This window comes from Paraglaciecola arctica BSs20135 (assembly GCF_000314995.1).
Lineage (GTDB): Bacteria > Pseudomonadota > Gammaproteobacteria > Enterobacterales > Alteromonadaceae > Paraglaciecola > Paraglaciecola arctica.
Genome location: NZ_BAEO01000013.1, coordinates 17,351 through 33,137 on the forward strand (window position 1 = coordinate 17,351; position 15,787 = coordinate 33,137).

Consider the following 15,787-nt stretch of genomic DNA (forward strand, 5'->3'; position numbering starts at 1 on the left):
CAAAATAAAGCGGCTTATTAGCGGCTTTTTTCTTAAATTAAACGGGTAGAAAAACCATGAATTTGCATGAATATCAAGGCAAGCAGTTATTCAAAGAGTACGGCTTGCCTGTCTCTGACGGGATAGCCGCTTCCTCTCCAGAAGAAGCTGTAGCGGCAGCTGATAAAATCGGCGGCAGTGAGTGGGTAGTCAAATGCCAAGTTCACGCAGGTGGCCGTGGTAAGGCTGGCGGCGTAAAATTGGTTAAAACTAAAGATGAAATCAAAGCCTTCGCTGAAAAGTGGTTAGGTCAAAATTTAGTGACTTTCCAGACTGACGAACATGGCCAGCCAGTAACTAAAATTTTAGTTGAAACATGTACTGACATCGCTGATGAGTTGTATTTAGGCGCTGTAGTTGACCGTACTTCTCGTCGTATTGTTTTTATGGCGTCTACTGAAGGCGGTGTTGAAATTGAAACCGTTGCTCACGAAACACCTGAAAAGATTTTAAAAGCTGAAATCGATCCTATTGTTGGTGCACAACCTTACCAAGCCCGTGAAATGGCGTTTAAATTGGGCCTTAAAGGCGTACAAGTTAAACAATTCACTAAGATATTCCTTGGTTTAGCAAAAATGTTTGTTGATCTAGATATCGCCCTTATCGAAATCAACCCTCTAGTAATTAAAGCTGACGGTGATATTCACTGTCTAGATGCTAAATTGGCAATCGATGGTAATGCTATATATCGTCAACCTAAAGTTGCAGCTATGCACGATCCATCACAAGATGATGCACGTGAAGCAGAAGCAGCTAAATGGGAACTTAACTACGTTGCACTAGACGGAAACGTTGGTTGCATGGTTAACGGTGCAGGTCTTGCTATGGGAACTATGGATATAGTTAACCTACACGGCGGCAAACCAGCTAACTTCCTTGATGTTGGGGGCGGTGCAACTAAAGAACGTGTTGCAGAAGCATTCAAAATCATTCTTTCTGACAGTAACGTTAGCGCTGTATTAGTGAACATTTTCGGTGGCATTGTACGTTGTGACATGATTGCTGAAGGTATTATTGGCGCGGTTAAGGAAGTCGGTGTTAATGTTCCTGTTGTTGTACGTCTTGAAGGTACTAATGCAGAATTAGGCCGCGAAGTATTGGCTAAGTCTGGTCTTGATATCATTGCTGCAAGTAGTTTAACTGATGCTGCTAAGTTAGTTGTTAAAGCTGCGGAGGGCAAATAATGTCTATATTAATAAATAAGCATACTAAAGTTATCTGTCAGGGTTTTACTGGTGGACAAGGTACTTTCCACTCTGAGCAAGCTATTGCATATGGTACTCAAATGGTCGGTGGTGTAACACCTGGTAAAGGCGGTACAACTCACTTAGATCTGCCTGTGTTTAACACAGTACGTGAAGCGGTTGAGCAAACTGGCGCAACAGCATCTGTGATCTATGTACCAGCTCCATTCTGTAAAGATTCAATTGTTGAAGCGGCTGATGCCGGTATTGAATTGATCATTTGTATCACTGAGGGTATTCCAACAATCGATATGTTGTTTGTAAAAGAATACTTGACCGTGAAAGGCGTTCGTATGATCGGTCCTAACTGCCCAGGTGTTATCACTCCTGGTGAATGTAAAATCGGTATCATGCCTGGCCATATCCATAAGCCAGGTAAAGTTGGTATTGTTTCTCGTTCAGGTACTTTGACTTACGAAGCGGTTAAACAAACTACAGATGAAGGTTTTGGTCAATCTACTTGTGTAGGTATTGGCGGCGACCCTATCCCAGGTTCAAACTTCATTGATATCTTGAAATTATTCCAAGAAGATCCTGAAACTGAAGCTATCGTTATGATTGGTGAAATTGGTGGTTCTGCTGAAGAAGAAGCAGCTGAATTTATTAAAGCTAACGTCACTAAACCTGTTGTTTCATACATTGCTGGTGTAACTGCACCTGAAGGCAAACGTATGGGTCACGCTGGCGCGATTATCGCCGGTGGTAAAGGTACAGCTGATGAGAAGTTTAAAGCGTTAGAAGCGGCAGGTGTTAAAACTGTACGTTCTTTGGCTGATATTGGTAAAGGTTTGCGCGAAATTACTGGTTGGTAAGTTCGGGTTAACAAGTGGTGTAGTTACCACTGCTAAAAATTTAAAGCCGTCATTGTTAAATGACGGCTTTTTTGATCTTACTGATATTTAACAGATTAACGATAAGTAGCCTTCTTATCAGAGATTTACCTGAAAGCTAGATGTATTTAAATCTAAATCTAATACGGTAGCTATTGATTGCCAGCAATCCTAGCATTATCAATAATGTGTATGTTAATGCACCACCACTTTTGTTTTTATTAGTGATCATGACTTGGCTGGTAACCGCTTCGCTGCTAGTTTGGCCGTCACTTACTACCACAGAAAAGCTAAACAGCTTGTTTTTTGACACATCAGGAGCAGTGAAAGTGATGCTGTTATCTGATTGAGTAAAAGATACAACTTCCCCTGCAGTTTGGGTCCAAGAGTAGGTCAGCGGATCGTCATCTACATCGGTTGCTGTGACTTTTAGGGTGACGCTTTGTCCTTCCTCAACTTTGATGTTTTCATCTGTTTGTAGGCTAGGTTGGTCATTCACTGCTATCACAGTTACCCCTACAGTAGTGGCTTTGGAATATTTACCAGCACTATCTGCCACGCGATAACTGAATGTGTCTAAGCCATTAAAGTGACTATTTGGCTGATATTTAATCTGAGCATCTTCAATTTTGGCTGTTCCGTTGCTAGGTGCTTGTATTATTTCCAAACTGTCAGGGGTCAGGCCTCCATTGGCGGTCACTTTTACATTACGTATTGCCTTGTGTTCCATGTTGTTAACTTGCAGCGTAGAAAAAGCAGTGACAAAGGTATCTGTTAGGTCATTATATAAAACATCAAAGTTTAGTGCGTTATCCTCTTGTAGCTCAAATTCGTCAGTTTGGGCAAACCCCTGTTCTGAGGCTAATTCAATTGAATAACTAATCCGTGCCACACCTTCGGTTTCTGTAAGTAGCTGTAAACTAGTGCCGGTTAAGCTATCTTCTGTGAGAAAAGTGTCTCGTTGCCCATCAAAATAAAGGCTTTTTCCTATGCTGCCATCTTTGTTTTCGGCACCAATAGTGGCTTCGTCTGGGAGCCCCTCTACATCAACATAATTGAACCAGATATTATCGGTATTTTCTTCGATAATCAGTTGAAAGGTGTAAGGGCCTGGCTTTTGCTGTGAGCTAGGTTGCTCTTCCAAGTCGTCATTAGCATAAACCTCAACTCGATCCCATTCTACAATCAAAAATGTACGGCCAGCATTTTCATGAATTGCGGAGCGCAGATAACCACCTCCTACATCTTCATCATCTAATGGATCTTGTAAGTCATATTCGGCCCACAAGGGTGCAATAACTCTGTTTAGTGGGGATGGGTGGGGTAATTCTTGGTTAAACAGCGCAGAAAACCTATCAATCTCAGTAGCCCCCGCTATTACAAAGCCATTGTCTGATAAGGTCAGTGCATCATAATTTTCACCATTAAAGTAAAAATTAAAATCAACCACAGCTGAAATATTAGTACACCCCTGAGAGCAGGCAATAGGTGTTATTTCAGCTTGGGCCAAACTGCGATTGAAGGGGATGTTGTTTCTTTCAAACGTCATTTTGCCCTGTTGTAACTTTCCTTGCCAAATTAAGTTTTTCTGGGCTGCGTCGAATTCCAGATGAGTACTTTCGCCTGCTTCTACCACTGCGATTTCGCTGCCGGGTATAAATTCGGCGTTGTTTGGCATTGGTAGTGTTAGCGAAAAGGTTTCACCGACATTTTTATTTCGCACCGTAGTAGTAAAAGTAATAGGTTGAGTGGTGTCGGTATTGCTATCAGTTGTATCCACTGTAAGTACGCCAGCGTCACTAGTATCATTGGCATATAGTGCTATTGGTAGTTGCTGGGTTGAGCTATTGTGATAAATATACAGGTCGCCGTATATCCATTCTCCTGCTGGTGCTCGAGCAATGTCTACTGTAAGCGTAAAAGGTAAAGATGATCCCTCTGTGCCCTGTGCTGTTAGTGTTTGTTCAGAAATATTCACTTCGCCTTGAGTGATGCCATCATCGAAACTAACAGAAAAACTCACTTGTGCAGCTTGATCATCTAGATTGCTAATGATGTTGTCGAAACTACATTGACCAATACAAGCAGGGTCGGCATAGGACACTTTTTCGGTGGTGAGTGTGGTGTTTAAAGCTTTTGTCGCATCTAACCTTCCAGCGCCCATATCAAAAGGACGGGCATGATCCATACCTAAAAGCACGTTTGAATTACTAGAACTGACTAAGGCCGATTTTATTTGTTTAGCACTCCAATCAGGGTGGGATTGACGCATTAGCGCAGCTGCACCAGCCACGTGTGGGGAAGCCATACTGGTGCCAGTAAGTTTGGCGAATGTTGCCGTGTCAGTGCTAGCTTTGCTCGCATTTACGGTTCCAGAAAAGCCAATAGGGAAGGGCGATGATTCGAATATATCCGGTGAATAGGCTGAAAGTATATCTGTACCTGGAGCTGCCATATCAGGTTTTAGTATATGGGGATCACCATTGGGCCCTGTTGAGCTAAATGGATGCATCATATCCACATATTGGGGTTCAATTGCCGCCACAATTTCAGGGTTTATCGTTATGCTGTTGTTAGCGCTGTAAGCTTGTTTGAAAATAGCCAAACCTGTATCACGTGATAAACCTAGAACAGGGATCACATAATCACCTATAAATGGGATCACAGGCTCAATAGTGGCTAAACCAAAAGCGCCAGAAGAATAAAGCAATACGCCTGCGGCCCCACCCTGACGCATATTTTCTGCAATTTCTTCATGAGAGCAAGTATGGCGATAGTCGATCAGTACCAGGCTGCCTGCAAAATTCCCAAAGCCATCTTCTAAGGGCTGACATCCGTCATCAGCAGTAGGGGAAGCTGCATTTAAAGCACGTAACGGAAAGGTCGTTTGTTGATTAAACTGGCGATTATCACCTTGGTATGCAAAGTAGTTTTGTCCTGCTACTTCAATGGTGTTGCCAAAGTAACGACCTGTTGTTGTATTGGCGACAGAAATTCCTGATTCAATGCAGGAGGGACAGCTAATGGTTTGTCCCCGCCCTGCATGTAAGTCGTTACCTGAAGCACTTACTACTATGATCCCCAGTTCTTCGGCATTTTCGAATACCTCTTTATAAATGGAGTCGTTTGGATTGGCGCCATTGCCTGCTCCCCATGAGTTATTAATGACATCAGCGCCATCTTTGACGGCATATTCAAGAGCGTCTAATAACATGGTATCAGGGGCCTGTGCTTGGCCATCGGGGGCAGCAAATAAGGCTTTATAGACCATTAAATAACTGGCGGGGGCGACGCCGCCTATAGTGACATCGCTATCCGCATAATTGATATTGACTTGTGTACCTGTGGCAATGCCCGCTACGTGGCTGCCGTGACCATCAAAATCAAGTGGGCTAAGATGTTCATTTTGGTATACGTTAAAATCATAGTCTGCAGGATCCATCCAGCGGGCGACAATCAATTTGTTATTGCAGAAACTGGTATCTCCTTGAGGATCGCGACAATAATCAGGATTGTCAGCCAGAAAATTATTATCTGATAAATCAGGTGGCTGCATTCCGTTGTCACTAAACATAGGATTATTGTTGCGAATACCGGTATCTACTATGGCAATTTTAATACCTTTTCCTGCTTCAGATTGTCCTCCAACGGCTTCCCAGGCAGCTTGTAATTGAATAGTGTTATGGCTGGCATCTAAATTCACGTAACGCATTTTCACAGGATACACTTGTGCAACTTCGGGCATGGACCGAATAATCGCGACTTGTTTCGCGTTTGCGCTAATTTCCATGCCATTCAACAAAGTATCAAAATGTCTAAGTGTTTTGACTGTACTTAGTTGGCCGCTGAGCTTTGCCTTAAATTGATTTTGATCATGTTGTAGTTTGGATTGATACGACTTAGCGGCTGCACTATTGAGGCTTGCAGAGCTATAAGTTTTACCGCGTGTTGCACTGCCTAAGGTGTAGAGGTTATTTATCTGTTTGCTTAAAGGAGCAGAATGGAGTTTAACGATATAACGATTTTCAAGATCTTTGACTACTGGATGGGAAGATGATGCCTTGTAAAGTGATAACTTATTTTTTAGAGCCGCTTGTTTGTCTGTTTCACTTAGCAAAGTTGCTTGATGTGATTGGGATATCTTAGTAATTGTGGCTGGACGCAAATCATCTTGATAATCATCTGATTTCTGTGAATTATTTTGCGCGGCGACATCAGGGACATAATAAATAAAACTAATTAAGCATAAAAGAAAGCTTAGTAAGACATTTTTTGACTGATCCATCATCCATTCTCATCATATTGTTATTAGGTTTAGAGCAGACATTATCCTGTATAAAAAACACTCTCTAAAATAGAGCCAAATTTATACATCTTGTAATTTTTTGTAATCGAAGAACTCGATGGTAATTGTTAATACTAGGAAACTATCTATAAAGAAATCAATATCCTCTGGGCAGTTACACCGCAACTGTTAACAGAAATAGCAAGGACGTTTTATGATTTTTAAACTTAAAAAACAAAACAACCACCAATAGATAATGCCGTTCAGTTAAGGTGAGCGGCATTACACTTAGGCGTCCTTTTTTGATCTGGATGAATGGCCAATTTATATAGGCCTAGCTGGAGCCTGAATAAGAGGGTGTGCAACTATGAGCTATTTGTTTATCTTCTCTAGGAGTCAATAAAAGTTGTAGTTGAGCAGAAATAAAGTTAAGCCTATGTGCTTATTCTAGCCGTCTTACTTGTTCAACTAATCGAAGGTTATGTGGAACCTCAATATTTAACTCAGTTGCCTTAGAGGTGACATAACCATTTATAAAGGCGATTTCAGTTTGGCGTTTGAATTTTATATCTTGATGCATTGATGAGTAGTTATTAGCTGTGGCTGTTATCACTTGTTGCACGTTTTCAACTAGTTCAGCACTGTCAACTAAGTAACCTAGAGCGCTCATTACTTTTGCAATTTCATCACAAATATTAGAGATACTGGTACTGTATTTGATATCTGCAAGCTCGCCATTTTTTAGGTTGTGAATGGCGGTAAGTGGATTAATCACTGCATTGATCGCTAACTTTTTCCACAATGCCAAATTGATATCTTGATGCCATTTACTAGGTGGTAATAGTTTTGAAAGTATTGGTTCAATTGATTGTTTTAACGCTGTATCAACATTGGCTAACCAGCCCAGATGCGTCTGTCCCAAACCTGTTTCTATCAGCCTGTTTACATCGGGTTTAAATGCCCCGTAACTGGTGGTCGCAGCGATCAATGGATTATTGGGTAGCTGCTTTCTAACTTGTTCGATTGTACCCATGCCATTGTGTAGCAGCATTATTATATGCTGTGGTTGAATGAAAGGTTGTAATTGCACCAGCACTGGCAACACTTGGTAAGCTTTAACAGGCAATATCAACAAATCAAATTGGTCTGGCTCAGCGATGACTGATGTGTGGGGAGTCAAATTATGTGACACCCCAGATATATCAGTAACAGTAACTGCTTGCTGCTGTTGTATTTTTATTAAGTGCTGATAATCATAACCAAGCTGATGGCACTTAAAACCGATTAATCCACCTATGGCACCTTTACCAACAATCGCTAATTTAGGGAAAACAATTGGTGTCTTATCCTGCATCTTTTACTTGAGTCGATTTGATGCTTGGCCATGCTAGTGTCCAAGGTGTTGTTAGATTGGCAACTTGCTGCTTGGTATTATCAGATAAAAACATCTCACCTTTATTGGGCGGGCAGATGATACAAAAAGGTTGTTGTTGATAGCTAAAACGAATGCAATAAGCATGAAGATAAGTGCGGTCAGCGTTTTCGCCTTTGTATAAGTCGTCACCTAAAATGGGGCTGCCGATACTTTTTAATGCTACGCGAATTTGATGTGTTTTACCCGTAAGAGGTTTAACCAAAAATAATCGAAGGCCAGGGGAAATAGAGAAGCTAAAAAATTGACTGATGGCAACAGCAATATTACTACTATCTAACATCCACTTACCGTCTCGAACTTTTTTCATGCCGCCTTTGATGGCACCTTGTTTTTTCTTGGGTTTTTTCGCTGAAATGGCCAGATAGTACTTTTCTATTTCTTTTTGCTCAAATAGCTGGCCAAACACAGCGGCAGCTTGTGCATTTTTAGCCAGAATTAAAATACCAGAAGTTATCTTGTCTAATCTATGCACCAACCATAATTTTTCAATCTTAAGTTGTTGACAAAGTATTGGCAAAATACCGGATTGGTGAGACTCATTTTGCACCGCAATATTGCTGGGTTTGTTAACTACCACAAAATCTGGGTGATCAAACAAAACGTATATCGAATCTAACAAAACGAGTTGTTACTCCAGTAACTGAATGGCACAGACATAATCTAAATTATCAATTGCCAGTTTCAGTTCATTTAGTTTTTCAGGAGACAAATTTAAAGATTGCCCATAACTTTGCATCTTACTCTCAGAAATAAACTCACTGCGCTTCAACGCTGCGATTAGGGCTGCTTTATCGTCTTGTTGAGGAGCAACTTCAGGGCTTGTTTTAACCCCATTTTCTGTAGAAAAGTTTTGTACTGAGGTTAAGGTTTGCCTAAAAACATTCAAAAATTCTTTTAAGGCATTCTCAGTTGTTTGCTGAGCTAAATTTTCTTCAAATTCTTTACAGGCATGGTGTAAGGCCTGCATACCTAAATTTCCGCTGACGCCTTTTATAGTATGGATTTCTTGTTTGGCAGAATTGATATTTTCTTGCTGTAAGTGCTCTGTTAGAGAAGTATCAAAATGTTGATATTGTTGGGAAAATTTTTCTAAAATTTTCACCAATAACGATTGATTACCACTAAATTGGTTTAAAGCAAATTGGGCATCAAAAATGTTTAAATCAGAGCTAGGCAAAATAGCGTTCCTTTGATGTGATAGCGTATTGAAAAGGTTGCTGAGTCTTCGTTTTTCATATTCTAGCAAACAAATTAGTGTATTTGATACACCAAGTAATTTTCTGATATAAACAGACCCTAGTTACTTTATTTATAAACTGCAGGTAGACTACAACCCATAAGTAGTTTTTATTTTTAGTTGGATGGAATTTTGCAAGTAAAACAGAAATCTTTTGCAGAGCGTTTAAATGTATTACGAGACCAAGCAGTTTCACAAACCTTAACTGGAATACGTCATGGAGTCGAGCGTGAGACTTTGCGTATTAATCCCGACGGTGGTTTGGCACAGAGCCCTCATCAAGAGGCATTAGGGGCAGCTTTGACTCATGAGTTTATCACTACTGATTTTTCTGAGTCTTTACTAGAATTTATCACACCACCTGAAGTGTCCGTGAAAAAAACGATTGCACAATTGAATGATGTGCATAAATTTACGGTTTCAAATATAGGTGATGAACGTCTTTGGCCTATGAGTATGCCTTGTTTTATTGAAAATCAAGATGCCATTCCAATCGCCAACTTTGGTTCGTCTAATGTTGGTAAAATGAAAACCTTGTATCGAGTTGGCTTAAAAAACCGCTACGGAAGTATGATGCAAGCCATCTCGGGGGTGCATTTTAATTTTTCTCTTCCTGATGAGTTCTGGCAACAGTGGTTAGAAAAAACATCTGCAGAGAATGCTGACAAAGATACGATCTCTGCTGGATATTTTGCTCTGATCAGAAACTACCGCCGTTTTTGTTGGCTAATTCCCTATCTATATGGTTCATCTCCAGCAATTTGTAGTTCGTTTATCAAAGGTAAAGAAACTAATTTGCCTTTTAAAAAGTTGGGCAAGGGCACTTATTACCTACCTTATGCAACGTCTCTTAGAATGAGTGATTTGGGCTATACCAATAGTGCCCAGTCTGGTTTAAATATTTGTTATAACAAGGTTGACACCTACATTGCATCGTTAAGAGCTGCTATTAGCCAACCATCTACGGTTTTCCAAAAATATGCCGGAAAAAAACAGGGCGAGTATCAACAGTTAAATGCCAACGTTTTGCAAATTGAGAATGAGCTGTATTCGCCAATTAGACCCAAACAGCCAACTTTGCCGTTAGAAAAACCCTCAGAGGCATTAGATCAAAGAGGCGTGAGCTACATAGAAGTGCGGGCGCTTGATGTTAATCCATTTAGTGCAATTGGCATTGAGGAAAATCAGTTTTATTTTCTTGATGTGTTTTTGTTGTACTGTGTCACTCACCCAAGTGCAATGATGGATGCACAGCAATATAACGAAACCGAAGTCAATTTGCGTGCAGTTGTGGATCATGGCAGAGACCCAGAGATAATGCTCTTAAATGAGCAACAATCCATAAGTTTAACTGCTTGGGCATTGCAACTCTTTTCTGATATGCAACAAGTGGCTTTGGTACTCGATCAGGCAAATGACACAACACATTATTCAACTGCGTTAGAACTGGAAAAACAAAAAATATTGGATCCTAGTTTGACTCCCTCAGCTAAGGTTTTGCAACGATTAATCAGCCAACAATGTGACAACGGCACATTAGGGTTAATGTTGGCAGAAGATTACAAACAACAATTGATAGATTCTGATTATGAATTTATGAATGCTGAGGACTTGGCAGAACACGCGAGGCTATCCATTGAAAAGCAGCGTGTTATTGAGCAGCAGGATAATATTTCTTTCGATGATTTTCTAAGTAGTTACTTTTCGGTTTCGGAAACCGATTAATTTAAGGCAAAAAAAAAGCCTGACATATATCAGGCTTGAAAGCTACTACTAGGGAAAACACATAATAACTAGAACACGCTAATTAAGAGTAGGTTATGGATCAAAAGTTCACAAAAACGCATAAAATTATTAATGTTATTTTAATCACCATGGCTAGCACCTTATTTTTAGCGGCTTGTACTACCACACCACCACAAAACATTAGTAATATTTGCGATATTTTTACTGAAAAACGAGATTGGTTTGAAACGGCAAACGACATGAAAGAGAAGTGGGGTGTACCTATTCATGTACCTATGTCGATCATGTATCAGGAAAGTTCGTTTAAAGCGAAAGCCCGGCCTCCAAAAGACTATTTCTTTTTTGGACTGATCCCTTGGGGGCGAGTCAGTAGTGCCTATGGTTATTCTCAGGCCAAAACGCCTACTTGGGATGATTACAAACGGGAAACAGACAACTCCTGGGCTGATCGTTCAGATTTTAGTGACGCTATGGATTTTATGGGCTGGTTTATTAATAAAACTAACGAATTGAACGCTGTGTCAAAATGGGATGCTGAATTGCAGTATCTTAATTATCATGAGGGGTGGGGCGGTTATAGCCGTGGCAGCCATAATAAAAAATCATGGCTAAAAGATGTGGCTAAAACCGTAAATGCTCGTGCTTTAAGGTATGCAACTCAGTTAAAAACCTGTGAAGAAGAGCTTTCTAAAGGTTGGTTTTGGAGATTGTTCACTTAACGCCTCGAGAAAATAGTACAGGCCATTAATCGGTCTGTACTACATTTTTATATATCTGTTAAATTTTATTTTATTCTTAAATCCATTAAAAAGTTTCCCTACTAAGATCTCACTCCTTGTATCGCTTGCGGTAATACTCATGTTAGGCAAGGTATAAAAGTCACCTAATTCTTGATGTTCTTTGAGTACTAGAGGAACAAAACACAAGCCAAAGTCTTTGCCTAGTGTTTTACCTGTTCTTTGTTCAATGTCTGAGCCGATAAAATTTTGAATATCTGCACTAGCTGTTGGTTGGCAAATAACGATTAGATGGAAGTCTCGCTTGGATTGTAAAGTAGCAGATATTTGTTCTATGACAGAGGTCATAATAGTTGCGTCAGCTGTCGTTTTTTGAATACTACTGTTGCCTATGCAGATCATAGTTAAATCAGTACTTAATATAGCGTGGTGTAAATCACATGATGCAACTAAATTGTTTAGTCTACGCACTTGTTTTACAAGCGCTTTTAGCTTTAAGTCAACTGAGGAGACACGTCCTTGGTTTAATGCATTGACCTTACGTTGATCGTGATCAACTGCCACCACTTTGTGACCCAAGGCGGCTAATCCTATTCCCGACGCCACGCCTGTTGTACCTAGTCCTATCATACTGATTTTTAAACTATAGCGGCTAATGGGTAAACGCTGACTTTTGTTTTGATCGTATCCAACCGCTATTATTTTATTCAAACCGTAGAGGTTGGTTTCGGTCGCTTGGTTATGCTCTAGTCTTTGGGATTGGTTATCTGTTGAATAGGTAGAAGTTTGCTCAAACATGGAATTTACTCACTTTAGATAAAAACAACGCTAGGTATCTAGGTGCTTATTTTTATTAATTTAAGTGAGGGGTAGCAGATATTGTTCCAATATTATTATAGCTTTATAAATCAATGTGTTATGAATTTTATAAGTGTATTTTTTATTCTACAGAGTGAAAACTTTACTAAAGTGTTTCAAAGTTGCGACATTTTATTTTTTAGGCTAACTGTGAGTATAAAAAATTAACTAGCTATGTGTGAGTTTCTAATTCACATGGGATCTATTTGGGGTCTGGCATTGGCTGGCTTATCCATGACTCTCTTGTAGAATTTCAGGATGAGTTTTTTATCAAAAGCAATTAGAGCCGAGTTCACTCATCTACAATGACACTTGTGTCTTGTGTAAGCTCAGTGGTTATTGTTTCTCGGTCTGCTTTACTAATGTATTTAGGCTTATTATTGGAGGACAATTTAGCATTGGCCTTTTTGGCTCGTGCTTTTAAAATTTGATTACCTTTTTTACGTCTGTTCATTTGTATATTCTCAATCTATCAATACTAGTATTATAGCAGTTTCGAATTTGAAACCTAGTTGTATCATTCAAGGCTGTTGTGTATTGCTTACAGTGGCTGCAGTGTTTACTCTTATTTTATGTATCGATTTTACAATTATAGCCCTTAGCTAAATTCACTACATCAGGAAGTATTATGTGTTTGTCTTACCAACAAAGTAATAAAACCCTTACCGCTAACGGCGTGGATTTTCATTATGCCCTTGATGGTGAAGTTTCTAAGCCAGTGTTGGCCTTAATAAATATGGCCAGTGTTAACTTAACCGCTTGGGAGCCCGTATTGGCGAAGTTGTTGAAGTCATATCGTATTTTACGTTTTGATATTCGAGGAACGGGGAAAAGTGCTTGGGGAACAGATGATGAATTTACTTTCTCTCAGTATGCAGATGATTTAGCAGCCATAATGGACGTTTTGAATATTCCTAAAGCGTTTGTTCTGGGTGTGGCTTATGGCGCCAGAACAGCAGCTCAGTTTGCATTACGTCATGAAAATAAGTTGACTGGTTTAGCTTTGTTTGACGTGGCGTTGACACCTCCGGTCGAACAGTCACAACAAAAAATCCTAGCAGCTAAAGCGCGAGAGTTATTAAAAGAGGCCTCAGAGCCAGAGATAGAGTTTAAGAAATCATGGCGGTTTTATGAAAACAGAGATGCGGCGCTTAAAGCACACACTGCCCATCAACATGAACCCGATACATCTAACATGATGGGGCATCTTAAAGTACCAGTATTGGTAGCTTGTGGTAGACAGGATATGAATTTAAATGAAGCGCAACGTATTGCTAAGGTCATTCCTGGTGGAAAATTCGAACTAATGGAGATGACAGGGCATGGTTCGCCTTTTTTTCGCCCCGATCACTTTGCTAATATTGTGAATGATTTTCACGGCCAATTAATACTTTGATTTTTTTTAGGGGGGGCTCAAATGTATTGTTATAGATTTGATGAGGAAAAAATCTGAGATAACCGCTGATTAATTTCTGCCAATTTATCGTATCTTGGGGTATTTAGATTGCCACTTGGTACTCAACATCTTCTGGGCCTACGACACAATTTCGGCCTTGATCCTTGCCTCTATAAAGTGCAGCGTCAGCATCTTTGATTAGTTTTTCAACGCTATCTATTGTACTACCTTTAGCACTCACTATACCTAAAGTTAAAGTGACCGGATTGGTGTTTTGTGGCCCATAAGGAATATTCTGAGCTAAGAGGGTTTTTCGTAAGTTTTCAGCAATTCTTCGCGCACCTTCGTTATTAGTGTCGGGTAAGATTAAAACAAACTCTTCCCCTCCAAAACGCCCGACAACATCCGTAGCCCGTTCACAACATCCGTCTATTAACTTGGCTATATCTTTAAGGCAGTTATCTCCCGCCAGATGACCATTGGTATCATTATATAATTTAAAAAAGTCAACATCTGCCATGATAAACGATAGCCATGTATCCGAACGTCTCGCTCTCCCTACTTCTAGTAACAGCCTAGCTTCTATTGCTCGTCGGTTTAATATACCCGTTAGGAAGTCTATATTTGATTGTGTCTCTAGTTGGGCCATCAATGTGCGGGATATTGATGCAAAACTCGATATTACCCAAGTTGATATTAGGCAAAGAGAAGTCAAAACAATATAACGGCCAAATAGCATTAAATCCGGATTTGTTTGATTTTTAGGCACATAACCGTACAGACCAAGAACAAATACGCCGGCTAGAATTAAACACACAAGTCCAAGGGATATCCATGCCGCCCGCTTATTGATAAGTATTACTGTCATAATAGGAATAATCGGGGCAAGCAACACCACAGGGGCATTAAATCCACCTGTGTAAAAGCTGGAAAAGGCCAAACCAAAGAGCGCTGACATCATTAATATCCAGGCTGCGACATCAATAGAGCCATGACGTCTAATATAGATCCAGTTGACAAGTCCTACTGTAACTACAAAAAACGCGGGGATAGGTAGAGATTCAAACCCTAAAATCATTATTTTGATGGCCGCCAAAGTGGCGATCAAAAGGGTTGAAATAATATTTGTGGTTTGGATCAAACCACGCCGCCCTAAGGGTATTAATGCATCTAAATCAGTTAACACTCGTCACCATCTTTGTTCCTAAATCTTGTTAAGGTACAAAACTCAAAATAGTTTTGTCCTTCATCTATTTCTTGTACTTAAGAACCTTGTTGGTTGTAAAACAAGCTTTTTTTACACAAAAACACAACTTTCTAAACGAAACACAATCAATATTTAAAGTGTTTAAAACTATGATATTGAACCATTATTCAATAAGCAAGAATTGTTAAACAACTGATTTTGTCGATCTTTTTATGGTTGTTTAAGTATTAGCCAATTTTCTAATTTGATTAGCGCAGTTGGCTAACACTATAGCGCCAGCGGTTGAAACATTTAGCGAGTTGCCCATACCAAACATAGGAATATGTATTTGTTGCTGGCTTAATTTTAATGCAGCTTCACTCACACCTTTGCGCTCATTGCCTAAAACTAATACGCAGCGCGATGGGTAAGTTACATCACTATAATCCACAGACTCATGGCATAACTCAACACTGTAAACTGTATACCCATCATCTAATAGGGTTTGTAAAGTCGATGTGGTGCTATCACTGTATTCAACGCATACCCATTTTGCCTCGTTTCTAGAGGCTTTATTTAGCTTTTTGTCAGAAATTGTTAGCTCTCCACAGACAATGACTTTTTCGATAGCAAAAGCATCAGCTAAACGAATAAAAGCACCGATATTATGGCTGTTAGTGACATTGTCTAGTACCACTATCAAAGGCATTTTTGGCTGAGTTAAATATTCATTTCGAGCTGGTTTGTTTTTTCTAAGATCTTGTTTGGTTAATTGTATTTTTGAATGCAAGATT

13 protein-coding genes are annotated in these 15,787 nt (G+C 39.8%); 5 read left to right on the forward strand and 8 right to left on the reverse strand.

Features of this window, described 5'->3' with window-relative positions:
• Positions 1 to 56: 56 nt before the first annotated feature.
• A complete protein-coding gene (sucC, locus tag GARC_RS04955; RefSeq protein WP_007617399.1) occupies positions 57 to 1,223 on the forward strand; it encodes an ADP-forming succinate--CoA ligase subunit beta in 1,167 nt (388 codons plus the stop codon).
• On the forward strand, positions 1,223 to 2,095 hold the full coding sequence (gene sucD / locus GARC_RS04960) for a succinate--CoA ligase subunit alpha (protein WP_007617400.1): 873 nt from the start codon (positions 1,223 to 1,225) through the stop codon (positions 2,093 to 2,095). Before sucC ends, sucD begins: the two co-directional genes overlap by 1 nt.
• Positions 2,096 to 2,231: 136 nt before the next feature.
• Here sucD and GARC_RS04965 read toward each other — a convergent pair whose 3' ends face one another.
• The 4 genes from GARC_RS04965 to GARC_RS04980 all read right to left on the reverse strand — a co-directional run bounded on the left by GARC_RS04965 (position 2,232) and on the right by GARC_RS04980 (position 9,010).
• A complete protein-coding gene (locus tag GARC_RS04965) occupies positions 2,232 to 6,401 on the reverse strand; it encodes a S8 family serine peptidase (RefSeq protein ID WP_007617401.1) in 4,170 nt (1,389 codons plus the stop codon).
• 439 nt (positions 6,402 to 6,840) lie between these two features.
• Positions 6,841 to 7,752, reverse strand: a complete 912-nt coding sequence (locus tag GARC_RS04970) for a ketopantoate reductase family protein (protein ID WP_007617402.1) — start codon at positions 7,750 to 7,752, stop codon at positions 6,841 to 6,843.
• Complete coding sequence (locus GARC_RS04975) at positions 7,742 to 8,452, reverse strand: TIGR01621 family pseudouridine synthase (RefSeq protein ID WP_153810868.1); 711 nt, start codon at positions 8,450 to 8,452, stop codon at positions 7,742 to 7,744. Before GARC_RS04975 ends, GARC_RS04970 begins: the two co-directional genes overlap by 11 nt.
• Before the next feature lie 9 nt (positions 8,453 to 8,461).
• Complete coding sequence (locus tag GARC_RS04980) at positions 8,462 to 9,010, reverse strand: Hpt domain-containing protein (protein ID WP_007617404.1); 549 nt, start codon at positions 9,008 to 9,010, stop codon at positions 8,462 to 8,464.
• Positions 9,011 to 9,202: 192 nt separating this feature from the next.
• On the opposite strand from GARC_RS04980, the gene gshA reads away from it, so the two are divergent.
• Together gshA and GARC_RS04990 are read left to right on the forward strand one after the other, a co-directional pair.
• The gene (gene gshA / locus GARC_RS04985) at positions 9,203 to 10,795 is read left to right on the forward strand and encodes a glutamate--cysteine ligase (RefSeq protein ID WP_007617405.1); all 1,593 of its coding nucleotides are present in this window, start codon (positions 9,203 to 9,205) and stop codon (positions 10,793 to 10,795) included.
• Between the two features lie 95 nt (positions 10,796 to 10,890).
• Positions 10,891 to 11,535, forward strand: a complete 645-nt coding sequence (locus GARC_RS04990) for a transglycosylase SLT domain-containing protein (protein ID WP_007617406.1) — start codon at positions 10,891 to 10,893, stop codon at positions 11,533 to 11,535.
• A gap of 39 nt (positions 11,536 to 11,574) precedes the next feature.
• Here the strand turns inward: GARC_RS04990 and GARC_RS04995 are convergent, their stop codons facing one another.
• Positions 11,575 to 12,351: a Rossmann-fold NAD(P)-binding domain-containing protein gene (locus GARC_RS04995; protein WP_007617407.1), complete on the reverse strand. Its 777-nt coding sequence runs from the start codon at positions 12,349 to 12,351 to the stop codon at positions 11,575 to 11,577.
• A gap of 352 nt (positions 12,352 to 12,703) precedes the next feature.
• A complete protein-coding gene (locus GARC_RS26235) occupies positions 12,704 to 12,865 on the reverse strand; it encodes a DUF2986 domain-containing protein (RefSeq protein ID WP_007617409.1) in 162 nt (53 codons plus the stop codon).
• Positions 12,866 to 13,039: 174 nt separating this feature from the next.
• On the opposite strand from GARC_RS26235, the gene GARC_RS05000 reads away from it, so the two are divergent.
• Entirely contained in the window at positions 13,040 to 13,807 is a 768-nt protein-coding gene (locus GARC_RS05000; protein WP_007617410.1) for an alpha/beta fold hydrolase, read from the forward strand.
• Between the two features lie 103 nt (positions 13,808 to 13,910).
• Here GARC_RS05000 and GARC_RS25865 read toward each other — a convergent pair whose 3' ends face one another.
• Complete coding sequence (locus GARC_RS25865; protein ID WP_007617411.1) at positions 13,911 to 14,993, reverse strand: GGDEF domain-containing protein; 1,083 nt, start codon at positions 14,991 to 14,993, stop codon at positions 13,911 to 13,913.
• A gap of 241 nt (positions 14,994 to 15,234) precedes the next feature.
• Positions 15,235 to 15,783 (reverse strand): TrmH family RNA methyltransferase, encoded by a 549-nt coding sequence (locus tag GARC_RS05010; RefSeq protein ID WP_007617412.1) that lies wholly within the window; start codon positions 15,781 to 15,783, stop codon positions 15,235 to 15,237.
• Positions 15,784 to 15,787: the final 4 nt, after the last annotated feature.